The sequence below is a fragment of the Nocardia lijiangensis NBRC 108240 genome, from assembly GCF_001613045.1.
Taxonomy (GTDB): domain Bacteria; phylum Actinomycetota; class Actinomycetes; order Mycobacteriales; family Mycobacteriaceae; genus Nocardia; species Nocardia lijiangensis.
Genome location: NZ_BDBP01000061.1, coordinates 29,998 through 51,780 on the forward strand (window position 1 = coordinate 29,998; position 21,783 = coordinate 51,780).

The following is a 21,783-nucleotide window of genomic DNA, read 5'->3' on the forward strand; positions in this document are numbered from 1 at the left end:
CCGTTCCCGACCGGAGGTGGACCGATGAGCATTCTGCCTGCGTGGGCGACCGATCCGGGTGCGCTGCTCATCACCGAGGCGGGCTACGCGGCCCTGCCCGAGGACGTGCAGCGGCAGATCGAAGTGGTCGACGGTCACGTCATCTTCTGTCGCAGCGGCAGTTTCCAGCACAACAATGTGGCCAGGCGGCTGGCCAATGCGCTGGAGCAGGCGCGTCCGGCCGAACCGTGCACCGGGGTCGTCACCGATTTCGAGATGCACTACGTCAAGGGCAGGCCGGGTAGCCCCGGATTCTCCTTCCGCAGGCCGGATGTGGTGCTCCACCGGTGCGTCGAGGAGGATCGCAAGCTCACCACCGCCGACGCGCTGCTGGTCGTGGAGGTCGTGTCACCGGGTTCGGAATACACCGACACCGTCGACAAGCGGGCCGAGTACGCGCACGAGGGGATTCCGCTCTACCTCGTGGTGCATCTCGACGCCGAGCGCCGCGTCAAGATCGTTCAGGAGTACCGCCTGGACTGGGCCAGTCGCACCTATCGGCTCGCCGAGACGCACCAGGACGCGCTGCGGCTGACGGGGCCCTTCCCGATGGAGGTCTCGTTCAAGGAGTTGGACGGCGCCTGAGGCGGTTCAGTCCTGGAGCGAGGACGGGCGGTGGTAGCGGCCGTTGTAGTAGAGCAGGGGTGCGGCGGAAGGCTTTTCGTCGGTGTTGTCGTGAACCCGGGTGACCAGGCCGACGACGAAGGTGTGGTCGCCGATGGGGATGAGTTGCTGCACGACGGCGCGGACCCAGATGGGGGTGCCGTGCAGGACGGGTTCGCCGGTGTCCAAAGTGGTCCACAGGGAGCGGTCGGTGAAGCGTTCCTGGGCGGTGCGGGCGAAGCGCTGGGCGATGTGCTGCTGGTGTTCGCCGAGAAAGTGGATGACCACGGAGTCGGCGTCGAGCATCGCGGCCATGCTGGACGAGGTGTGCGCGATGTTGAACGACACCAGCGGCGGTTCCAACGAGAGCGAGGCGAACGAGGTCGCGGTGAAGCCGACCGGCCCGTTCGGGGAGCGGAGCGTGACCACGGTGACGCCCGCCGGATAGTGGCGCATGGACGCGCGATATTGCTCGGCGGTGATTCCGCTCAGATCGTCGGGGATCCGGATGCCCGTGTGCGGCTGCGGTGCTTCGGTCACATGACGAAAGTACGCCCGATTCGCCCGCTCCGGGCCGCGCGATTGTTGTTCGATTGCCGTTCGCCGGGGAAACGTGCAGGTCGCACGGCGGTGTGACTTTCGACGGCGGCCGCGAAACGGAACTCGGTAGGAGATTCAGTCCACGTCGATGGGCAGCCCCGCGGTGATACGGACCAGCTCGCGGAACGATGTGCGGAACAACGTGTTCGGGTGCCCGCCCGCCGCCCACACCTCCGGATGCCTGGCCAGCGCGTTGTCCACCCAGGTCGGCAGGTTGGCGGGATGCCCGACCGGCGCGACCCCGCCGAGCGGCTGACCGGTCACCTCGCGCACCAATGCCGCGGGCGCGCGGGTGAGCGTGCCCTCCAGCCGTGCGCCGGTCTGCTCCAGATCCACCTGGTGCGCGCCGGAGACCAGTAGCAACACCGGATCCTCGTCGAGCAGGAACACCAGTGATTTGGTGATCGCGCCCACCTCGACGCCGAGGGCGCGCGCCGCGTCGGCGGCGGTGGGGGTGGGTGTCGGCTGGCTGAGGATGACGCCGTGATGGCCGCGCGCGATCAGTGTGTCCGCGACCCGGCAGGCGACCGGAGGTAGCTGGGCCCTGCTCATGAATCCAGATTAGAGCGATTGCGGGCCGTACGCGGGCGGAGTGAATCGCTCAGTACTCCGGATATCCCCCTGCCGGTCCGAGCATCGTGGTGATCCGCTCCCTTGTGATCCGCGCCAGTTCGGTGACGCAGTGCGGATCGCCGTGCGAGATCCCTTCGTGGACAACCTCTTCCAGTGCGCGATCCAAGTCGGCCGGGGAGAGCGCGAGCAGTTCGAGATCGGCCTTGGCGAGCAGCGCGTCTCGATCGGGGTAGGGGCGCGCGTCGACGAGCGTGACCGCCCAGATGACGTTGCCGCAGCATTCGAACATGGTGTGGACGGCGCTGGAGTGCGGCAGGGTGTTGAAGCGGTCGAGGCCGATCCCCTGGTGCATCAGCATGATTGCCTCCCAACCCGATGTGCTGGTTTGCCGTTGCCGACCATGATCCGCCTGCTGCGGCACCTGAACCAGTGCGATGCCGAGTTTTTGCGCAGGATTAACAGACCGCGTGGACGCCTGTCCGCCGTCGCCGCCGATCCGCCCGAGCGGCCGCGTGCCGAGCGTATACGCTGTACAAATGACTGATTGGAAGGCTTTCGCCGTCGAGACCAAGGACAACGTCGCGCAGGTGACGTTGATCGGTCCCGGCAAGGGCAATGCGATGGGCCCGGACTTCTGGCGCGAACTCCCCGAGATCTTCCGCGAGCTCGATGCGGATCCGGAGGTGCGCGCCATCGTGCTCACCGGTTCGGGCAAGCACTTCTCCTACGGACTCGACCTGCCCGCCATGGCGGGTACCTTCGGTCCGCTGCTCGCCGAGAAGGCGCTGGCCGCGCCGCGCACCGATTTCCTCAAGGAGATCCGGCGGATGCAGGCTTCGGTCACCGCGGTGGCCGAGTGCACCAAGCCGGTCATCGCGGCGATCTCCGGCTGGTGCATCGGCGGCGGCCTCGACCTGATCGCGGCCGTCGACATCCGCCTGGCCAGCGCGGACGCCAAGTTCAGCCTGCGTGAGGCCAAGGTCGCGATCGTCGCCGATATCGGTTCGCTGCACCGGCTGCCCGGCATCATCGGCGAGGGGCACCTGCGCGAGCTCGCCTACACCGGCAAGGACATCGACGCCGCGCGCGCCGAGAAGATCGGCCTGGTCAACGACGTGTACCCGGACCAGGAGGCGGTGCTGGACGCGGCGCACGCCATGGCACGCGAGATCGCCGCCAACCCGCCGCTGGTGGTGCAGGGCGTGAAGGACGTGCTGGACCACAAGCGCGCCCCGGAGGTGGCCGATGGCCTGCGCTATGTGTCGGCGTGGAACGCGGCCTTCCTGCCCTCGGAGGACCTGACCGAGGCCATTCAGGCCGTGTTCGAGAAGCGTGCTCCGCAGTTCAAGGGTCGATAAGACGGCCAATTCGTTTGCCCGACCGTCCACGCACCGGACATACTTGCGACGAACAACTAATTGATTGACGCAAGTAAAGGTGGCGGTGCGTGGACGCGGACGACCTGTCGATCGACACCATCGCGGTGCAACTCACCCGGCTCCAGCGGATCCGGGATCGGACCGCGCTCCAGATCCGTACCAAGGACGGCGTGGACCCGGCCGTGTTCGCGGTGCTGTTCCGCCTGCTCTGCGACGGTCCGATGCGCTCCGGAGCGCTGGCCGAAGCGGTGTTCTCGGACGCCTCGACGGTCAGCCGCCAGGTCGCCCAGCTGGTCGAGCGGGAACTGGTCCGCCGGACGGCCGACCCGGCCGACGGACGCGCCACGGTGCTCGAGGTGACCGAGCGCGGGCGCGAGGTGGCCGAACAGATCCGCAGGCGCCGCCACGACAACCTCACCCGCGTGATGGCCGAATGGACGCCGGACAACCGGGCGCTGTTCGCCGGCCTGCTGCGCCAGTTCGTCGACGACTTCGAACGCGCGCGACCCGCGATGGTCGCGAGCCTGCGGCACCCGGACGTGAACGCCAGTGGGACGGGGAGCGATTCGTGACGGCCCCGACCGCCGTGGCGGCCCCCGCGGGCTTCAGCCACCGGCAGATCCTGACCATCCTCAGCGGGCTCATGCTCGGCATGCTGCTCTCCTCGCTGGACCAGACCATCGTCTCGACGGCGATCCGCACCATCGCCGACGACCTCGACGGCTACGCGATGCAGGCATGGGCCACCACCGCCTACCTGATCACCGCCACGCTCACCACGCCGCTGTACGGCAAGTTGTCGGACATGTTCGGGCGCAAGCCCTTCTACATGGCGGCCATCAGTATCTTCGTGGTCGGCTCACTGCTGTGCACGCTCGCGCAGTCGATGTACCAGCTGGCCGCCTTCCGCGCCGTCCAGGGCATAGGCGCGGGCGGCCTGATGTCGCTGGCGCTGGCCATCCTCGGCGATATCGTCAGCCCACGGGAACGCGCCCGCTACCAGGGGTACTTCCTCGCGGTATTCGGCACGTCCAGCGTGATCGGCCCGGTGCTCGGCGGCGTGCTCGCCGGGCAGGACACGCTGCTCGGTGTCAGCGGCTGGCGCTGGGTGTTCCTGGTCAACGTGCCGGTGGGCCTCCTCGCGCTGGCGGTGGTGTCGCGGGTGCTGCGCCTGCCGAAGCGGCCGCGCTCGACCGACCGGGTCGACTGGTGGGGCGTGCTCGTGCTGGCCGTCGGACTGGTGCCGCTGCTCATCGTCGCCGAACAGGGGCGCGAATGGGGTTGGGGCAGTGGTCTTTCGCTGACCTGCTACGCGGTCGGTGCGCTCGGCATCGCCGGGTTCGTCGTCGTCGAGAAGGGGTTGAAGGACGCGGCGCTGATCCCGCTGCGGATCTTCGCCAACGGGACCTTCGCGCTGGGTGTCGTCATCTCGTTCGTGGTCGGCGCGGCCATGTTCGGCGGCATTTCGTTGCTGCCGCAGTACCTCCAGGTGGTGCGCGGGGCGAGCCCGACGCTGGCCGGTCTGCAGATGATGCCGATGGTGCTCGGGATGATGATCGGTTCGGTCATCTCGGGCCAGTTGATCGCGCGGACCGGGCGCTACCGGATCTTCCCGATCATCGGGGCGGCCACACTCACGCTCGGCCTGTTCCTGCTGCACTTCCTCGACGCGGACAGCCCGCTGTGGCTTGCCATGCTCTTCATGGCCTGCACCGGCTTCGGCCTCGGCAACCTCATGCAGCCGCTCACCCTCGCGTTGCAGAACGCGCTGCCGCCCAAGGACATGGGCGTCTCCACCGCGGCCGCCACCTTCTTCCGGCAGATCGGCGGCACGCTCGGCGTCGCGGTGTTCCTGTCCATCCTCTTCGCGCAGCTGACGCCGAACATCACCGACGAAATGCGCGCCGCCGCCGACGACCCGAAGTTCGGGCAGGCGGTCCTCGCCGGAGCGCAGAGCGACAACCCCGCGGACGCGGCGCTGGCGAAAGGCCTGCTCGCCCAGGACACTTCGGCGGCGGGCGAGGTGCTGCGGGACAGCTCGATCGTCCAGCAGCTGAACCCGGAGCTGGCCCGGCCCTTCCAGGTCGGTTTCGCCGAATCCATGTCGACGGTGTTCCTCGCGGTCACCGGCCTCGCGCTGGTCGCGCTGGTGCTCGTGCTGTTCTGGAAAGAGGCGCCGCTGCGCACGGTCGGCGGCATTCAGGCGGCGAACGACAAAGCCGAGTCGGCGGCGAACGACAAGGCCGACACTGTGGTGGACGGCAAGGCCGACTCGGCGGCGAGCGACAAGGTCGGTCCGGTGGCGGACGGCAAGGCTGAGTCGGCGGTGGACCGCAAGGTTGGTCCGGTGGTGGACGGCAAGGCCGAGCCAGCGGTGAACGGCAAGGCCGACTCGGTGGCCGACGTCGCGGCGCGCATGGTGGAGCAGGCGGGCCTTCCGTTGCCTGGCGGCGCGACTGTGGAGCCGCCGCTGGAGCAGAGCGCGGGACTCGAGCGTGCCCGCCGCGGCGTCGACGCTCCCGATTCATGAACATCGGCCGCCGATTCCTGGAACGGCTGCGGCGATTGCCCGCGGCCGTCGGCTACCTGGTGATCGGCGGCGTCACCGGCCTGCTCGCGCTGTTCGGGGCGATGGGACTGTTCGTCGTGGCGGTCCTGAGCCTGATCGGGGTGGGTATACCCGCGCTGCCCGAGGCAGCGCGATTGCTGCGGCCACTGGCGGCATTCGAAAGGCGAAGGGCGGCGGCGCGGCTCGGCACGCCGATCGAGCAGGTCTACCGCCCGCTGACCGGTGACCTGCGGGAGCGGCTCGCCACGCTCGTCGCCGATCCGGCCAACAAGCGCGATCTCGGCTGGCTGGCGGTGCACGCGCTGACCGGGTTCCCGCTGGCCGGGCTGGCGGTGGTACTGCCGGTGAGCGCGGTGAATCAGGTGCTGATTCCGGCGTATTGGCGACTGCTTCCCGAAGGCGCCATCAACAGTTACGGATTCGTGGTCGACTCTTGGTCGCGAGCGGTGCTGAGCTTGCTGATCGCGATTCCCGTCGGCGCGCTGGTGCTGCGCTTTCCCGCGCTCGCCGAGGTGCAGGCGCGGGCGGCCAAGGCGCTGCTCGCCCCAGGCGAAGACGCCGTGCTCGCGCACCGGGTGGCCGAGCTGACCGCGACGAGGGCCGCCGCGCTCGACGCGCACGGAGCCGAACTGCGCCGCATCGAGCGGGACCTGCACGACGGCGCCCAGGCCAGGATCGCGGCGGTGATCATGCAGCTGGGGCTCGCCGAGCAGCTGCGCGAGCGAGACCCCGAGGCCGCCGCGGGCATGGTGCGCACCGCGCAGGACACCGCCACCGCGGCGCTGGCCGAACTGCGCGACGTGGTGCGCAGCGTCTACCCGCCGGTGCTCTCCGACCGCGGCCTGGCCAGTGCCATCTCGGCGCTGGCCGCGCGCAGCCCGATCCCGTGCGTCGTCGACCTCGATGCCACCGGCCGCCGCCCCATGGCGGTGGAGGCGGCGGCTTACTTCGTGATCGCCGAGGCTCTCACCAATGCGACCAAACACGCACGGGCCGAACACCTCTCGGTCACCCTCGGCGGCACGGCCGAACTGCTCGTCGTCGAGGTCCGTGACGACGGCGCGGGCGGCGCGGAGGCTACCGAGGGCGGCGGACTCGCGGGCATCCGGCGGCGGGCCGAGGCGCTCGACGGCCGGATGACGCTGGACAGTCCGCCGGGTGGGCCTACTGTGGTGCGCGTGGAGCTGCCGTGCGGGTCGTGATCGCCGAGGACGACGCCCTCCTGCGCGAGGGGTTGGTGTTGCTGCTGCGGACCGCGGGCATCGAGGTGGCCGCGGCCGTCGACAATGCCGACGACTTCCTGGCCGCCGTCACCGCCGATCGTCCCGACGCGGTGGTGGTCGACGTCCGGCTCCCGCCCACCTACACCGACGACGGGCTGCGCGCCGCGGTGCGCGCCCGCGCGATCCATCCCGGGCTGCCGGTGCTCGTGCTCTCGGCCTACGTCGAGGACAGCTACGCCGCCGAACTGCTCGGCGACGGCGCGGGCGGTATCGGCTACCTGCTCAAGGAACGGGTCGGCAAGGTCGACCGATTCCTGGAATCGCTGCGCCGCGTCGCCGAGGGCGGCACCGCGATGGACCCCGAGGTCATCTCGCAACTGCTGGTGCGGCGCAGGGTCGACGACCCGCTCTCCGCGCTCACCGCGCGGGAGCGGGAGGTGCTCGCGCTGATGGCCGAGGGCCACGCCAACCCGGCCATCGCCGAACGGCTCGTCGTCACCGAAGGCGCGGTGCACAAACACATCAGGAACATCTTCGCGAAGCTCGGCCTGGCCGCCGACGAGGCCGGGCACCGCAGGGTGCTTGCCGTGCTCGCCTACCTCGACGCAGGCCCCGGATCGTCCTGACAGGTCAGGTCGCTCTCGGGCAGCGTGCCGTCGCGGAAGTAGGTGTTGACCGCGGCGTAGACGCAGGCGTTCGGATACCGTCCGAAGATCGAGTGGATCGGCACGTCCTGCAGGGTGACCATGCGTGAGCCGGTCAGCGCGCGGTGCATGGCGAGCGCCCCTCCGTAGGTCGTGCGGGTGTCGCCGGTGGCCTGCACGATCAAGCTCGGCACGGAATTGCCGATGGCGGTGGGACTTTCGATTGGCGGCGCCCAGAACGCGCAGGGGGTGATGTTGTTGGCGAACGCGCCGAACAGCGGCTGACTCGCCCTGCTCGCCTCGATATTGCGCCAGTACCAGGTCGGGTCGCGCGGGGCGTCCACGTCACCGCACATGATCGCCATCTGCGCCGAGCTGTCGTTCGGCTGCGCGGTGAGCATGGCGGCGAGGACGGCGGCGAGTTCCTGGCTCGGCTCCACCGGCACGCCCGCGGCCGCGTCGAGCAGCTGGCGCAAGTGGTCCGCCACCTGCGGGTACAGGCGAGGATCGTCCAGGCCGACGAACAGCACCATCGGCACGCTGTGGTCGTCGACCTCGAACTCGCCGAGCCGGATGGGCCGCTCGTTCGCGCGGCGGACGAGGTCGAGCACGGTGGCACGGACGGCGGCGCGATCGCCGCCGAAGCGGTACTCGCCGTCGCGGGCCGCGGCCCAGTCGGCCCACAGGTCGAAGGCCGCCTCGTTGGCCGGGCCCATGTCCTGGACCATGCCGACCGGACCGTAACGCTGCGGGTCCACCGAACTGTCCAGCACGAAGCGGTCGGCGCGCTGCGGGAACATCTGGGTGTAGACCGCGCCGAGGTAGGTGCCGTAGGAGGTGCCGAAGTAGCTGATTCGGTCCTCGCCGAGGATGCCGCGGACGACGTCCATATCGCGCGCGGTGTTGCGGGTGGTGACGTGGCGCAGCCACTCGCCTTCGCCCGCCGCGCACCGCGCCGCGAGTTCGGCTTGTTGCGCAACGGATTCCGCGTAGCTCGCGGCGTCGACGCCCGCCGACTGCAGTCCGAAGCCGCGCGACCAGCCGCAATTCACCGGGGTCGAGCGGCCGACGCCGCGCGGATCCATGCCGATGAGGTCGTATCGGGCGCGCACCTCCTCGGTCATCGCCTCGCGGACGTCGGCCATGGCGTCCAGACCGGGGCCACCGGGACCGCCGGGGTTGGACAGTATGACGCCGCGCCGCTGCGCCGGATCCGCGGCGGGGATGCGGGAGATGACGACGGTGAGGGTCGCTCCTTGGGGCGCATCGTAATTCAGCGGGACGGTGACATCGGCGCACTGTGCGCCCAGCGGGTCCAGACCTGGATCGTCGCAGGACTTCCATGCCGGTTGCTGCCGGTAGAAGTGGTCGAGCCCTGCCTCGGCCGATGCGGGTGCGACGGTGAGGAATCCGGCGAGTACGGCCGCCGCGGCCGCGATCACCTTCGTGGGATGCACTGTGGAGCCTCCGATTTCGTTCGACCGCACCGGGAGCGGTGCGGTGCGGGACTAGCACACGGCGGTGTCGAACGCTTGCTGCACCAACACCGCATTCTCCTCGCTGGTCGGCAGCTGGTTCACGGTGATGGTCACGGCGTGTCCGTCGGCGGTGACGCCGTTGCGGGTCTCGAATCCCGGGATGCTGCCGCCGTGCCCCCACACGTCTTTTCCGCAGGAGTTCGGCAGGTGGATGAGCCCCAATCCGTAGCCCGCCTCCGGCATCCGGTCGAAGGGCACGGTGCGGCGCATCTCGTCGAGTTGCGCGGCGGGCAGCAGGCGGCCGCCGAGCAGCGCGCGGAAGAAGCGGTTCAGGTCGGCGCCGGTGGCGATCATCGCGCCCGCGGCGTCGGCCCAGGAGGGATCGAGGTCGGTGAAATCCACTCGCGTGCCGCCGATCTCCTGGTAGCCGACGGGATGCGGTCCGCGGATGCCGGTCTCGCCTGCCGCCGGAAACCAGGTGTCGCGCAGGCCGAGCGGCTCGATGATGCGCGCGGTGATCTCGTCGGCCGCGCTGCGTCCGGTCGTTTGCTGGATCAGCATGCCGAGCAGGATGTAGTTGGTGTTGGTGTACACCGCGCGAGCGCCGGGCTCGTAGCGCGGCGGCATGGTCATCGCCAGGCGCACCAGTTCGGCAGGGTCGTAGCGCCGCAGGCGCACCGCCTCGGTGTCGATCTCCAACTGCGCCGTGCCGCGCTCGGCGCGCAGCTCGGGATCGCCGCCCGCCAGGTAATCGGGCAGGCCGCTGGTGTGCTGGAGCAAATGGCGCACCGTGATGCGGTTCCCATCGTTGCCGCTGCCGCGCACCACGCCGGGCAGGTAGCGCTCGACGGGCGCGTCGAGCTCGACCTTGCCCTCGGCGACCAGTTGCAGCACGACCGTCGCGACGAATGTCTTTGTGTTGCTGCCGATTCGCACGCGGGCGTCGCGTGGGATGGGCGCGCCCGTGGCGATATCGCCGACACCCGCGGTAACGGTGCGGTCGCCCGCATCGGTGGTCAGCACCGCCTGCGCGCCGGGGAATCCGCCGCGCACCGTCGCGTCCAGCGCCCGCTGGATCGCTGCGGTCCGGCCTGCGTCGCCGGTACCGGAGGGCGTGTTCTCGGCGCCACACGCCTGGGCGCCGAACAGCGCGGCGAGACAGATCCCGGCCGCGGCCGCGCGCAGGCCGCGCTGTCGAAAAACGGTCATCAGCTGCGCGTTCCTCCCGTGCTGAAGCGGCACACCACTTGTGCGCTTTACGTCTTCGAGCCTAGGAACGCGAGGCCGTCAAGACCATGACGCCCGCACCCGGATCCGCGGTGGTGCACGCTCACCCCCGCGAGGTAGTGCCAGCACTACCTCGGAGACGCGCGGAGGGTAGGGAAGGTGGAATCGCCCGAGGGTTGGGGTGTTCGAGCCCTAGGGGTGGCTGTTCAACGTGGTGCTCCCGCCTACCTTTTGAGAGGTCAACATCAACCTCGCTTTCCAGGAGCAGTGAAATGCGAATCAAGTCCTTCCTCGCCGCGGGCCTTCTTGCCACCGCAGCCGTCGCCGGGGTGTCGACGGCTGCCACGGCCAGTGCCGCGCCGACCTACCAGGCCGCGAGCTACGGCGGCACCTACATCGGCACCTACGCCACCTTCGAAGCCTGCCGCGCCGACGGCGTCTCGCCCAGCACCGGCGGCTACTACTGGGAGTGCGTGGAGGTCTGGGAGGGCTGGGACCTCTACATCTACTACTGACGGTTCGCGAAACCATCCGTGAACGGCGCTGCCGCACCGTGATCGGATTCCTGGGGACGTCCGGCATCGGCCGGGCGTCCCCCTTTTGCATTCGGGAGCGACACGATCCGGGACAACGAAAAGGCGGGAGGTCCGTACGGACCTCCCGCCTTCGTTCGTGTGGCTCAGTGGCCGCCCTGCTCCTGCAGGCGCTTGAAGGAAGCCTCCACCTCGGCCTCGGCCTCGGCGCGCCCGACCCACTCCGAGCCCTTCACGTACTTGCCCGGCTCCAGGTCCTTGTAGCGCTCGAAGAAGTGCTTGATCGCGGAGAGCTCGAACTCCGGCACGTCGGCCAGGTCCTGGATGTGGTTCCAGCGCGGATCGCCCGCGGGCACGCACAGCACCTTGGCGTCGCCGCCCGCCTCGTCCTCCATCTTGTACATCGCGACCGGACGCGCCTCGACGATCACGCCGGGGAACACCGCGTCGGGAAGCAGGACCAGCGCGTCCAGCGGGTCACCGTCCTCGCCCAGCGAGTTCTCGATGAAGCCGTAGTCGGCCGGGTAGGCCATGGAGGTGTAGAGGAAGCGATCGAGACGAACTCGGCCGGTCTCGTGATCGACCTCGTACTTGTTGCGAGAACCCTTGGGGATCTCGATGGTGACGTCGAACTCCACGCCATCTCCTTCTGTGCTGCATCCGGTGGTTCGAGCCAGGCGCGACCGCCGACTCGCCAGGTTGTTCGGGGGAACGGTAGCGGAACGAGGATAGTGTGATCGGTGGGGCCGAGGTTCAAAAGGGCATGGGTGCGCCGGGTGGTGCGCGGCAGCCGAGTCAGGGAGACGACGGGCACGTGTTTGGTCGGAACAAGAGGAATATCGGTGATTTGGCTGCGCGGCGCCGCCGCAGGATGTGGATGGGATTCGGGGCCACCCTTACCGTGCTGCTGATTGCCGCTGCGGCCGCGCTGGTCGTCTTCCGGCCGTGGACGCCGGAATTCCGGCACGGCGGGCTGACCGTCGCCGCGCCGCCCGCTCCGGTCAAGCCCTTCCCGCAGGTGGCGCCCGCTCCCGCCGACGCGCCCGCGCCGAGTCCGGCCGGGGTCGTCGCCGCGCTCGGGCCCGCGCTGGGCAATCCGGATCTCGGCGCGTTCGCGGGCGTCGTCACCGACGCCGACAGCGGGACCATGCTGTGGAGCCAGGATCCGGGCACGCCGATGATCCCGTCGTCCACCGCCAAGATCCTCACCACCGCGGCCGCGCTGCTTGCGCTGCCCGAGGAGCAGCGGGTCACCACCAAGGTGGTCACCGGGGTGGCGCCCAACGAGCTGGTGCTCGTCGGCGGCGGCGATCCGACGCTCACCGCGCAGGCCGACGGCAAGGGCTACTACCCGAACGGTGCGCGCCTGTCGGATCTGGTCCCGCAGATCCGCTTCTCCGGGTACGCGGTGGACACCATCGTCGTCGACACCGCCGCCTTCGCCGGACCGACCATGGCGAAGGGCTGGGAGGGCGCCGACGTGCCCGGCGGCTCCATCGCGCCGATCGAATCGGTGATGATCGACGGCGGCCGCCTCGAGCCGCTGGTCGAGTACTCCCCGCGCACGACCTCACCCGCGTTGGACGCCGGACGCAGGCTGGCCGCCGAACTCGGGCTCGACCCGGCCAGGGTGCGCGCGGGCCGGGCTACGCCGGGCGCGGCCGAGGTGGCGAGCGTGCAGTCCGCGCCGCTGCGCGACCGGCTGCGCGACATGATGGTCCACTCCGACAACGTGCTCGCCGAGACCATCGGCCGGGAAATCGCCGTGGCGACCGGGTACGAACCGTCGTTCGACGGCGCGGTGGCCGCCGTGGCCGCCACACTGGTGAAGGCGGGCTTCGATATGAACGGGGTGGTGATGCACGACACCAGCGGACTCTCGACGGACGACCGCATCCCCGCGCGCCTGCTGGACAAGATTGTCGCCACCGCCGCGCAGTCGGCCGGTGACACGTCGGCCCGGCCGGTCGGCAGCAAGGCGCGGCCCGCGGGCGAGAAGCTCGCCGCCACGCTGGCGCCGCTGCTCGACAATCTGCCGGTCGCGGGTGCGACGGGCTCGCTGGCCAGTCGATATGTCACCCAGAACCGGGGCGGCGCCGGGTGGGTGCGCGCCAAGACCGGAACTCTCTCGGTGGCCAGCACGTTGGTCGGATATGTGCTCGACCGAGACGGCCGGGTGCTGACCTTCGCGTTGATGTCGAACGATCGGCCGCCGGAGGTGAGCAGGCCCGCGTTGGACGCCATCGCAGGCACGCTTCGCAACTGTGGATGCTCGTGACGGGTGGTTGACCATGTTCGAAGGCGTTGACAAGACTCGCGAATCCGCCCTTGCCGATTCGATATCGGACGGCAAGGCGCAGCGGCGTCGCTCCGGGCTGTCCGGTGCCGTCGACTGGCGGCTGGCCGCACGCACCGGCGCCGCCCTGGTTCCGCCGGGGCCGCGCACCTCGCGATATTCGGCCGAACAGGTCGTCGCCGAACTGGCCGAGGCGTCGGTGCGGGCCGAGGGCCCGGTTCGCGACGTCAGCGGATTGCTCGACGATCAGCCGGTGCCCGCGGCGCGCGTGGTCGACCGGCCGGGCTGGATCGACGCCGCCGCCGGCTCCATGGCCCAGCTCACCGGGACCGGCGGCGAACCGCAGGGCCGCGGCCTGCTAGCGGGCAAACCCGCGGGCGTGCAGGCGGGCGCCATGCTGGCGTTTCTCTCCACGGCGATCCTCGGCCAGTACGACCCCTTCACCGGACCGGACGGCACGCTGCTGCTCGTCGCGCCGAACATCATGGCCGTCGAGCGCGCGCTTGGCGTCCCGTCGAGCGACTTCCGCTTCTGGGTGTGCCTGCACGAGGTGACCCACCGGGTGCAGTTCTCCTCCGCGCCCTGGCTGGCCGGCTACATGCGCAACAATGTCGACGTCCTCTCCGAGGTGGGCGACGAACCGCTCGCCGACATGCTCGGCCGCCTCGTCGAGGAACTGCGGGACCGCCGCCGCGGCACCGCGCCCGACGACCCGGCCACCCGCGGCGTGGTCGGTCTGCTGCGCGCCACGCAGGCGCCGCCGCAACGCGAGGCGCTCGACCGGCTGCTCATGCTCGGCACCCTGCTCGAAGGCCACGCCGACCACGTGATGGACGCCGTCGGCCCCAGCGTCATCCCGTCGGTCGCGCAGATCCGCGCGGCCTTCGACAAGCGCCGCAAGCGCCCCACCAACCCGCTGCAGCGCCTGCTGCGCGCCCTGCTCGGCGTGGACGCCAAGGTCGCCCAGTACGTGCGCGGCAAGGCCTTCGTCGATCACGTCGTGGATCGCGTCGGCATGGAACGGTTCAACGTCGTGTGGACGGACCCCGACACCCTGCCGTTGCCGGACGAGATCGAGAACCCGGACCGCTGGATCGCGCGCGTCCTGGGCTGAGCGAGCGCGCATGATCCGCGGCCCCTCGCGGCCCGGCGAGTGAAACTTCGATCCTGGCGGGTCGCCGCGCGGATTCGCGGTTCGGTCCCGGCATCGCGCCGCACGCGGCGTGGGTAGTGTCCTCGGCATGGGCCGTGCGGTACGAGCGACGCCCGGGCAGCGCGAGGCGACCGGGGCGGAGGCGGGCAGCGCCGCGCCGAGTGGGCCGCGCAGATTGCCGGAGACCGCGGCGGTGCTCGAGGTCAGGCGCGCGGTGCGGGCCTGGGCGGGGGAGTACCTGGCCGAGGGCGCGGCGGTCGCGGTCGGCCTGTCCGGTGGGGCGGACTCGCTCGCGTTGACGGCCGCGGCGGTCGTCGAGATCGGGCACGTCGACGCGCTGATCGTCGACCATCGCCTGCAAGAGGGCTCGGGGCAGGTGGCGGCGGATGCCGCCGCGGCGGCGCTCGCACTGGGCTGCCGGTCGGCACGGGTGCTCGCGGTGGAGGTCGGCTCCGAAGGCGGCGTGGAAGCGGCGGCCCGCACGGCCAGGTACGCGGCGCTCGACACCGCCCGCGACGGCGCACCCGTCCTGCTCGGCCACACCCTCGACGACCAGGCCGAGACCGTGCTGCTCGGACTCGCCCGCGGTTCCGGCGGACGCTCGATCCAGGGCATGGCGGCCTACGCCGAACCGTGGGGCAGGCCCCTGCTCGGCATCCGGCGGGCCACGACCCGGCAAATGTGCGCCGACCTCGGTCGCACCCCACACGAGGACCCGCACAACCGATCGCCGGAGTTCACTCGTGTCCGGCTGCGCACGGAGGCGTTGCCGCTGCTCGAGGATGTGCTCGGTGGTGGCGTCGCGGCCGCGCTGGCCCGCACCGCCGAGCAGTTGCGCGAGGACGGCGCGGTACTCGACGTGCTTGCCGATGAGTTGCTGGAGGCCGCGCGGGTGCCACGCGCCGCCGCGGGCGGTCGGAGCGCCGCCGATGATGAGGTGGCGCTGTCCATCGAGATACTCGCCACTGCACCCGCCGCGCTGCGGCGCAGGGCGATCCGATCCTGGCTGTTGGACGGCGGGGCCAAAGCCCTGACGGACAAGCATTTACGGGCGGTGGATGCCCTGATCACGGACTGGCGCGGACAGGGCGGTGTGGCCGTCGGCGGCGGGTCGCCGGACACGAGGTTGGTTGCCGCGCGCGAACATGGCAGGCTGACACTGCGCGGACAAGACCGATGTCTGCGCAGTGACTGATGCCGAGCGGGATCGATCGAAACCAGCGGCGCACCGGAAGGGAAACCAACTGACGTGTACGGGGACGACATCGCGTCGGTGCTGATCACCGAGGAACAGATCGCCGCCAAGACGCAGGAGCTGGCCGAGCTGATCGCCAAGCGCTACCCGGCCGACGCCCCCGAGGGCGACCTGCTGCTGGTCGGCGTGCTCAAGGGCGCGATCTTCTTCATGACCGATCTGGCCAAGGCGCTGCCCATCCCGACCCAGATGGAGTTCATGGCCGTCTCCTCCTACGGTTCGTCCACCTCCTCCTCGGGCGTGGTGCGCATCATGAAGGACCTGGACAAGGACATCGCGGGCCGCAACGTGCTGATCGTCGAGGACATCATCGACTCCGGCCTGACCCTGTCCTGGCTCAAGCGCAACCTGTCCACCCGCAACCCGGCCTCGCTCGAGGTGGTCACCCTGCTGCGCAAGCCGGACGCGCTGCGCACCCCCGTCGAGGTCGCGCACGTGGGCTTCGACATCCCGAACGAATTCGTCGTCGGCTACGGCCTCGACTACGCCGAGCGCTACCGCGACCTGCCCTACATCGGCACCCTGGACCCGAAGGTCTACGGCGGGGCCTGAGCCCGCCTGGCCGCGTCGCTGCGACGGCGGCTAGGGCAGCAGCGCGAAAATCGTTGCCGGTGAACCCGATCCGCCACGGTAGAGCGGCCCGCCGACGAGTGTCCACGCGCCCGTCGCGGGCAGCTCCGCCAGATTCGCCAGGCACTCCAGGCTGATCCGGTGCTCGCGGTAGAGCAGCTTGGACACCGTGTAGGAGTCGTCGGAGCCGAGATCGGGGCCGAAGGTGTCGATGCCGAGCGCGCCGCGTCTGCCGAGCCGCCCGGTGCGCAACAGCCACTCCACCGTCTCGACCGCGAAACCAGGCTGGCGACCGGCCGATTCGCCGGTGCCGATGAATTCCGGCCCGCCCCATTTGGCGTCCCATCCGGTCCACGCGATCACGGCCGCGCCGTCCGGGATGCGGCCGTGCCGCGCCTCCCACCGCCGCAGATCGTCCACCGTGACGGCGTACTCGCGGTCCGCCGCGCACCGCTCGCGCACGTCGATCTTCACCGCGGGCAGCAGCAGATCGGCCGGGTCCAGCTCGTCGGCGGCGAGCCCGTCGGCATGGAAGTGGATCGGTGCGCCCCAGTGGGTTCCGGTGTGCTCGCCCTGCCGGATGTATCGCAGGTAGTAGCCGTCGTCGGCCACGGTGGCGACGACATCGGCGCGGAACTCCGGATCGCCGGGAAAGATCGGCGTCGTCGCCGGATCGTGCACATGCGACAGGCTGACCAGCCTGCCGAACGGTGGCTTCATCGCGCTCCTGGGTGGGGGTCACAAACCCGGCGCCGTCACCCGCCGCAGCGCGTCCAGATCCTGCTCCATGGCGCGGAACAGCAGGTAGACCGCGACGAAGGCGACGATGCTCGCGATGCACATTATCCGCAGTGTGACAATGATCTTGGCCAGGTCCGGGGTGTGCAACAGGGTCGAGCCCGCGACCGCGATGAGCGGAATCGACGCGGCGAGCAGCAGATACCAGCCGCTGCGGCGGCGCAGCGCGCGCAGATCGTCCGCCGCGCCCTGTTCGACTCCGCCCTGCCCCAGGAACATCGGGTACACGCACCGGACGATGAAGAAGTTCGTCAGCAGGAACGGATACGTCACCGCGATGACGCCCGAGATCGTGTGCAGGATCATGAAATGCGCGTAGTCGCTGGCCGATACCGGGTCGGTGGTGCCGCGCAGCGCGAGCGGATAGACGAGGCCCGACAGCAGCCACATGCTGAAGATGATCAGCGCCGCCCGATCGCCGAGCCGCACGGCCGAGGCGCGCGCCTTGCGCAGCGTGTCCTCGTCGTAGCGGACGCCCGCGCGCAATCCGTGCGGCACCAGGATCAGGTATCTGGCCAGGTAGATCAGCAGCACGGTGCCGACCGCGAAGCCGAACCCGTTCACGATCACCGAGTAGATCTCGAACTGGCGCTGCGTCTGTGCGGACTGCCTGCTGTGCATGAGCATGTTGTTGTGGTCGATGTTGTAGGCCGAGGCCAGCATGTTGGGCACCGCGATGGCCAGGCCGACCAGCACCACCCGCCAGGCTCGCAGCCGCACCCGCCAGCTGCGCTCGGGCGGGTCGACCAGGTCGCGGGCCCGCGGGTCCAGGCACAGATCCAGCTGCTCGGCCAGCACCGCACCGTTCTGCCAGCGCCGCCGCGGGTCGGGGTCGAGGCAGGTCAGCAGGACACGGCGCAGCGCGGGCGGACAGTCGCCGGGCAGCCGGGCCAGCGCCGCCGCGGGCACCCCCGCCCTGCGCGTCCGGAGGGCGGCCTCCACGGTGGCTGGGTTGTCGGCGAAAGGTCTTGTCCCGGTCAGCAATTCCCACAGCAGGACGCCGAGCGCGAAGAGGTCGCTGCGGGCGTCGGGCGCGGGGGCATCGGGGTCGAGTGCGGCGGCGAGCTGTTCGGGGGAGCGATAGGCCAGCCAATCGCGCAGCGCCGCAGGGGAATCGGGCGGCGCGGCGGTGCTCTCGCCGGGGGCGAAGTCGGCGAGCTTGGGAATGCCCTCGCTGGTGAACAGCACGTTGGCGGGGTCGATGGCGTGGTGGGCGATGCCGTGGCGATCGGCGTAACCGAGCGCGTCGGCGAGGCGACGGCCGATCCAGGCGACCGTTTCCGGCCAGCTGAGCGTGGCGAGCTCGGCGCGCACCAGGGAGTCCGCGGGCCGGATCTCGCCCTTCGCCTCGATCGCGGCGTCCAGCGCGCCGAGCAGCAGCGCGCCGCCCATGCCGGGGTCGGCCGCGCGGCGTCGCTGCAACAATTCCGCGCGGCGGCGCTCGAGCAACTGCGCCGCGGTGCCGCCGGGCAGGTACTGCATGTAGACGAGCCTGCCGATCTCGCCGCCGAAGGCGAGCATCCGCTGGTCGAAGACGCGCACGATATTCGGGTGGTCGAGCTGGACCATCGGCTGCGGGTCCGCGCCGCCCGCCGCCGCCACCCGAACCGCGACCACCCGCTGCATGGACAGCTGCCTGGCCAGGAACACCCGCCCGGCGCGGCCGCGGCCGAGCTCGGTCCGCAGGTCGAAATCGTCGACCCGCTGCCCGGGGACGAGATCGGCGGGATCACGGTCGACCCGCACCACTCCCGCGTGGCTGTGATCGCCGCTGAGCCGGGCGCGCACCGCGTCGGCCAGTTCCGGGTACTCCGCGAGGAACTCCTCCAGCGGCAGCGGGCCACGGCTGCGGCGGGCGGCGAATTCCTCGCAGACCAGGTCGACCAGCTCCGGGCTTGCGTCGACCTCGGGAAATTCCTTGCGGTACTCAGCGATGCGCTTGGCGGGTCCGCGCCCGCCCCAGCGGTGCCGCAGGTCGATGCGGACCAGGTTGGTGAGCACCGCGACCCTGGCCTCGGTGCCGTCGGGCACGTAGTCGGCCAGGTGCGGTGGGTTCGTCCGGGCGGCGCGCACGCAATGCTGCCAATCGGCGGTGAAGCGTGCGACCGGGTCGACGCGCGCGATGGTCACGGCCGCTCCGCGGCGGCGCGCGGCCGATCGTCGTACCGGCGCGCGCGGCTCTGTGCGCCCTGCTGCGGGCCGGTCTCGCCGCTCGTGACCACCCGCTCCAGCGCGCGCAGGTCCGCCTCGAGAGAACGGAACAGCAGATACGACCCGACGAAGGCGATGATCGCGCCCGCGCAGAGCACGCGCACCGCGACGATCACCTGGGGGATGTCGCTGGCGGGCAGGAAGGTCACCCCGGCCACCGCGAGCAGCGGCACCGAGGCGGCGATCGCCAGGTAGCCGTTGCAGCGCCGGTCGAGCCTGCGTAGCCGGCCCGCGTCCTCGACGCTGATGTCACCGTGTTTCAGGAAGATCGGATAGATGCTGCGGATCATGTAGAAGGTCGCGAGGAAGAACGGGTACGACCCCGCGATGGCGCCGCAGACCACCAGCGAGGCCATGAAGTGCACCACCGCGTGGGCGGGAATCCCACCGGTGGACAACTGCATCGCGACGGGGAAGGTGAGCGCGGCGAGCACCCACAGCAGGAACGGGATGGCCACCGCCGTCTCGCCGAGCCGCAGCGTGTCGGTTCTGGCGCGGCGCAGCATGTCCGGGTCGTAGCGTCTGCCCTTGCGCAGCCCCCTGGTCACCGAGAGCACATAACGCGCGGAGTAGATGATGGTGATGAACCCGATCGGGAAGAACACCGCGTTCACCGCGCCGGTGATGATCAGGAAGGTGCGTTGAGCGTCCTCGGTCATTCGGTCCACGATGAGGTTCTGGTTGTGCTGGATGTTGTAGAGCGAGGCCAGGATGTTCGGCAGGGCGATGGCCACGATCAGGACCGGGATGATGTACGGCTGCAACCGCTGCCGCCAGCTGCCTGGCTTCGGGTCGACCAGGCCCCGCGCCCGCTCGTCCAGGCACATGTCGAGCTGCTTGGCCAGCGTCGCGCCACTGGACCAGCGCTCGCTGCGCTCGGGTTCCAGGCAGGTCAGCAGCACGCGGCGCAGCGCGGCGGGACAGTTCTTCGGCACTCGTTCCAGCGCCGCGGCGTCCACCCCGACGCTGCGCCGCTCCAGCATGGCTTCCAGCGTGGTGTCGTCGCCGCGTTCGCCCGCGCCCGCGGTGGTGTCGTCGAAGGGCTTCGCGCCGGTGAGCAGCTCCCACAGCACCACGCCGAGCGAGAAGATGTCCGAGCGGGTGTCGAGGTCGGCGGCGGAGCGGTCGCGTCCGGGGTGACAGGCCTCCAGCTGTTCGGGCGACATGTAAGCCAGCGAGCCGCCGAAGTAGGCGACCGGGCTGGTGCCCTCCACATTGCGGCTGAAGCTGATGTTGAAGTCGGCGAGCTTCGGCACGGCCTCGGCGGTGAGCAGCACGTTGGCCGGCTTCACGTCGCGGTGCAGCACGCCGTGCGCCGAGGCGTAGTCCAGCGCCTCGGCCAGCCTGCGGCCCAGCCAGGCGACGGTCTCCGGCCAGCTCAGGGCGGCGATCTCGGCGCGCACGCTGGAATCGGTCGGGCGGATCTCGCCCTTCTCCTCCATCGCCGCGTCCACCGCGTCGAGCAGCAGCTGGCCGCTGCGTTCCTCCGGCGGGGTGGCGCGCACCCAGCGCAATACCCCGAGCAGCGTGCCGCCGGGCAGGAACTGCATGTAGAGCAGGCGCAGCCGCCGCGCGGATCCGCTCGTTTCGCCCGCGTCGAGCAGCCGCTGATCGAAGACCCGCACGATGTAGTCGTGGTCGAGCTGGGCGAGGGTCTGCGGCTCGGTGCCGTGGTCGGCGGAGATCTTCACCGCGACCAGTCGCTGCATGGAGCGCTGCCTGGCCAGGAAGACCCGGGCGAACGCACCGCTGCCCAGACCGGTCAGCAGATCGAAGTCATCGATGCGCTGGCCGATCTCGATGCGGTCCAGTGGGTCGAGACGACCCGGCCCGGTACCCATCGTGGTGCCGATCGCGGTGGCCGTTCCGGTCAGATCGGCGGTACTCGCTGCCTCCGCCGTGGGGTTCACGCCTCTACCACGTTCGGATGCGGTGTTTTGGTTCAGCGCGTCGGTGGGATCCGGCCCCGATCCGGGCGCGGTGGCCGCGAGCACAGTGCGGGTGGAGTCGTCCAGCGAGGCTTGGGTGGCGTCGTCGTCGGGGCCGCCGGAGTCCCCGCCCGGCCCGCGCGGAGAGTCCTCCAGCGGGGTGCGCCGGGTGCTCTGATCGACGTCGTCGGCATTCAGCAGATCTCGTAACTCGGCCGCTTGATGCGGATATTCGCGCAGACATTCACGGGGGTCGACGCGCTCACCGCTCTGACGGCGGACGACGAATTCCTCGTACACAAGACTGGCCGGTATGTTCCGCTCTTCGAGCTCGGGGAATTCGGCGCAGTATTCGGCCAATCGTTTGCGCCGTGGCGCGGGCCGGGGTGTTTGCGGGCGACTCGATCCGATCGCGGTCCTGCGCAGCCACCGGTACCGCATATCCACTCGGACCAGTTCGATCAGCGCCTGCCTGCGCAGGGTCCGCGCGTCGGGTAGGAACGCGGTGATCTCTGGGAGCGGCCCGGGCCCCTCATCTGGGGCGATACCGACCACGGCGGCCCACGCCGCGGCGAAGGACTCCACCGCGGCGAGCTCGGATCCGATCAACTGGCCGCCGGCTTCGGAGTCGGAAGCCGCGTCCGGACGGGAATTTCTATCGGAGTCGGCACTCATTATGGACCTACTAGCTGTGGCGGAAGTCG

The 21,783-nt window shown here is 70.3% G+C and carries 19 protein-coding genes and 1 pseudogene; 11 read left to right on the forward strand and 9 right to left on the reverse strand.

What is annotated here, in order from left to right:
- The first annotated feature begins 24 nt into the window (after positions 1 to 24).
- Positions 25 to 624, forward strand: a complete 600-nt coding sequence (locus tag NL1_RS22485) for a Uma2 family endonuclease (RefSeq protein WP_067842647.1) — start codon at positions 25 to 27, stop codon at positions 622 to 624.
- 6 nt (positions 625 to 630) lie between these two features.
- Here NL1_RS22485 and NL1_RS22490 read toward each other — a convergent pair whose 3' ends face one another.
- The 3 genes from NL1_RS22490 to NL1_RS22500 all read right to left on the reverse strand — a co-directional run bounded on the left by NL1_RS22490 (position 631) and on the right by NL1_RS22500 (position 2,173).
- The gene (locus tag NL1_RS22490; RefSeq protein ID WP_067842649.1) at positions 631 to 1,182 is read right to left on the reverse strand and encodes a flavin reductase; all 552 of its coding nucleotides are present in this window, start codon (positions 1,180 to 1,182) and stop codon (positions 631 to 633) included.
- Between the two features lie 135 nt (positions 1,183 to 1,317).
- Positions 1,318 to 1,794, reverse strand: a complete 477-nt coding sequence (locus NL1_RS22495; RefSeq protein WP_067842652.1) for a YbaK/EbsC family protein — start codon at positions 1,792 to 1,794, stop codon at positions 1,318 to 1,320.
- Between the two features lie 49 nt (positions 1,795 to 1,843).
- Positions 1,844 to 2,173 carry a 2-oxo-4-hydroxy-4-carboxy-5-ureidoimidazoline decarboxylase gene (locus NL1_RS22500; protein WP_067842655.1) on the reverse strand — a complete coding sequence of 110 codons (330 nt, stop codon included), beginning with the start codon at positions 2,171 to 2,173 and terminating at the stop codon, positions 1,844 to 1,846.
- Between the two features lie 178 nt (positions 2,174 to 2,351).
- Between NL1_RS22500 and NL1_RS22505 the strand changes: the two genes are divergently transcribed.
- From NL1_RS22505 to NL1_RS22525, 5 genes and pseudogenes are all read left to right on the forward strand, one after another.
- The gene (locus NL1_RS22505) at positions 2,352 to 3,173 is read left to right on the forward strand and encodes a crotonase/enoyl-CoA hydratase family protein (protein WP_067842658.1); all 822 of its coding nucleotides are present in this window, start codon (positions 2,352 to 2,354) and stop codon (positions 3,171 to 3,173) included.
- 89 nt (positions 3,174 to 3,262) lie between these two features.
- Positions 3,263 to 3,766 carry a MarR family winged helix-turn-helix transcriptional regulator gene (locus tag NL1_RS22510; RefSeq protein ID WP_067842661.1) on the forward strand — a complete coding sequence of 168 codons (504 nt, stop codon included), beginning with the start codon at positions 3,263 to 3,265 and terminating at the stop codon, positions 3,764 to 3,766.
- Positions 3,763 to 5,403, forward strand: a pseudogene (locus NL1_RS22515) (MDR family MFS transporter); the annotation flags it as partial. The gene NL1_RS22510 and the pseudogene NL1_RS22515, both read left to right, overlap by 4 nt.
- Before the next feature lie 317 nt (positions 5,404 to 5,720).
- On the forward strand, positions 5,721 to 6,965 hold the full coding sequence (locus tag NL1_RS22520) for a sensor histidine kinase (protein WP_067842664.1): 1,245 nt from the start codon (positions 5,721 to 5,723) through the stop codon (positions 6,963 to 6,965).
- Positions 6,953 to 7,612 carry a response regulator gene (locus tag NL1_RS22525; protein ID WP_067842666.1) on the forward strand — a complete coding sequence of 220 codons (660 nt, stop codon included), beginning with the start codon at positions 6,953 to 6,955 and terminating at the stop codon, positions 7,610 to 7,612. Before NL1_RS22520 ends, NL1_RS22525 begins: the two co-directional genes overlap by 13 nt.
- Here the strand turns inward: NL1_RS22525 and NL1_RS22530 are convergent.
- A complete protein-coding gene (locus tag NL1_RS22530) occupies positions 7,582 to 9,087 on the reverse strand; it encodes an alpha/beta hydrolase (protein WP_245673463.1) in 1,506 nt (501 codons plus the stop codon). The genes NL1_RS22525 and NL1_RS22530 overlap by 31 nt on opposite strands.
- A gap of 51 nt (positions 9,088 to 9,138) precedes the next feature.
- The gene (locus tag NL1_RS22535; RefSeq protein ID WP_067842739.1) at positions 9,139 to 10,317 is read right to left on the reverse strand and encodes a serine hydrolase domain-containing protein; all 1,179 of its coding nucleotides are present in this window, start codon (positions 10,315 to 10,317) and stop codon (positions 9,139 to 9,141) included.
- Between the two features lie 290 nt (positions 10,318 to 10,607).
- Between NL1_RS22535 and NL1_RS22540 the strand changes: the two genes are divergently transcribed.
- Complete coding sequence (locus NL1_RS22540) at positions 10,608 to 10,850, forward strand: hypothetical protein (protein ID WP_067842671.1); 243 nt, start codon at positions 10,608 to 10,610, stop codon at positions 10,848 to 10,850.
- A 164-nt stretch (positions 10,851 to 11,014) separates the two neighbouring features.
- Here NL1_RS22540 and NL1_RS22545 read toward each other — a convergent pair whose 3' ends face one another.
- The gene (locus NL1_RS22545) at positions 11,015 to 11,506 is read right to left on the reverse strand and encodes an inorganic diphosphatase (RefSeq protein ID WP_067842674.1); all 492 of its coding nucleotides are present in this window, start codon (positions 11,504 to 11,506) and stop codon (positions 11,015 to 11,017) included.
- Positions 11,507 to 11,739: 233 nt separating this feature from the next.
- Here NL1_RS22545 and NL1_RS22550 point away from each other — a divergent pair, with 233 nt between their 5' ends.
- From NL1_RS22550 to hpt, 4 genes are all read left to right on the forward strand, one after another.
- Entirely contained in the window at positions 11,740 to 13,146 is a 1,407-nt protein-coding gene (locus NL1_RS22550; RefSeq protein ID WP_067842677.1) for a D-alanyl-D-alanine carboxypeptidase/D-alanyl-D-alanine-endopeptidase, read from the forward strand.
- A gap of 13 nt (positions 13,147 to 13,159) precedes the next feature.
- On the forward strand, positions 13,160 to 14,278 hold the full coding sequence (locus NL1_RS22555) for an Rv3626c family coenzyme F420 biosynthesis-associated protein (RefSeq protein WP_084510860.1): 1,119 nt from the start codon (positions 13,160 to 13,162) through the stop codon (positions 14,276 to 14,278).
- 127 nt (positions 14,279 to 14,405) lie between these two features.
- On the forward strand, positions 14,406 to 15,512 hold the full coding sequence (gene tilS, locus NL1_RS22560; RefSeq protein WP_084510861.1) for a tRNA lysidine(34) synthetase TilS: 1,107 nt from the start codon (positions 14,406 to 14,408) through the stop codon (positions 15,510 to 15,512).
- A gap of 54 nt (positions 15,513 to 15,566) precedes the next feature.
- A complete protein-coding gene (gene hpt / locus NL1_RS22565) occupies positions 15,567 to 16,124 on the forward strand; it encodes a hypoxanthine phosphoribosyltransferase (RefSeq protein ID WP_067842680.1) in 558 nt (185 codons plus the stop codon).
- Positions 16,125 to 16,154: 30 nt separating this feature from the next.
- Here hpt and NL1_RS22570 read toward each other — a convergent pair whose 3' ends face one another.
- From NL1_RS22570 to NL1_RS22580, 3 genes are read right to left on the reverse strand one after another with little or no spacing between them, the layout of a single operon-like run.
- The gene (locus NL1_RS22570; RefSeq protein WP_067842683.1) at positions 16,155 to 16,862 is read right to left on the reverse strand and encodes a cyclase family protein; all 708 of its coding nucleotides are present in this window, start codon (positions 16,860 to 16,862) and stop codon (positions 16,155 to 16,157) included.
- 18 nt (positions 16,863 to 16,880) lie between these two features.
- Positions 16,881 to 19,070 carry a protein kinase domain-containing protein gene (locus tag NL1_RS22575; protein WP_067842686.1) on the reverse strand — a complete coding sequence of 730 codons (2,190 nt, stop codon included), beginning with the start codon at positions 19,068 to 19,070 and terminating at the stop codon, positions 16,881 to 16,883.
- Positions 19,067 to 21,688, reverse strand: coding sequence for a serine/threonine-protein kinase (locus tag NL1_RS22580; RefSeq protein WP_307623524.1), 2,622 nt, complete (start codon positions 21,686 to 21,688; stop codon positions 19,067 to 19,069). Before NL1_RS22580 ends, NL1_RS22575 begins: the two co-directional genes overlap by 4 nt.
- Positions 21,689 to 21,783 lie beyond the last annotated feature (95 nt).

What these genes read in the sequence shown, in the direction of transcription:
- NL1_RS22485 (WP_067842647.1), top strand. Translation starts at nt 25, where the DNA reads ATGAGCATTCTGCCTGCGTGGGCGACCGATCCGGGTGCGCTGCTCATC.
- NL1_RS22495 (WP_067842652.1), bottom strand. Translation starts at nt 1,794, where the DNA reads ATGAGCAGGGCCCAGCTACCTCCGGTCGCCTGCCGGGTCGCGGACACA.
- NL1_RS22500 (WP_067842655.1), bottom strand. Translation starts at nt 2,173, where the DNA reads ATGCTGATGCACCAGGGGATCGGCCTCGACCGCTTCAACACCCTGCCG.
- NL1_RS22505 (WP_067842658.1), top strand. Translation starts at nt 2,352, where the DNA reads ATGACTGATTGGAAGGCTTTCGCCGTCGAGACCAAGGACAACGTCGCG.
- NL1_RS22520 (WP_067842664.1), top strand. Translation starts at nt 5,721, where the DNA reads ATGAACATCGGCCGCCGATTCCTGGAACGGCTGCGGCGATTGCCCGCG.
- NL1_RS22535 (WP_067842739.1), bottom strand. Translation starts at nt 10,317, where the DNA reads ATGACCGTTTTTCGACAGCGCGGCCTGCGCGCGGCCGCGGCCGGGATC.
- NL1_RS22540 (WP_067842671.1), top strand. Translation starts at nt 10,608, where the DNA reads ATGCGAATCAAGTCCTTCCTCGCCGCGGGCCTTCTTGCCACCGCAGCC.
- NL1_RS22550 (WP_067842677.1), top strand. Translation starts at nt 11,740, where the DNA reads ATGTGGATGGGATTCGGGGCCACCCTTACCGTGCTGCTGATTGCCGCT.
- NL1_RS22555 (WP_084510860.1), top strand. Translation starts at nt 13,160, where the DNA reads ATGTTCGAAGGCGTTGACAAGACTCGCGAATCCGCCCTTGCCGATTCG.
- tilS (WP_084510861.1), top strand. Translation starts at nt 14,406, where the DNA reads ATGGGCCGTGCGGTACGAGCGACGCCCGGGCAGCGCGAGGCGACCGGG.
- NL1_RS22570 (WP_067842683.1), bottom strand. Translation starts at nt 16,862, where the DNA reads ATGAAGCCACCGTTCGGCAGGCTGGTCAGCCTGTCGCATGTGCACGAT.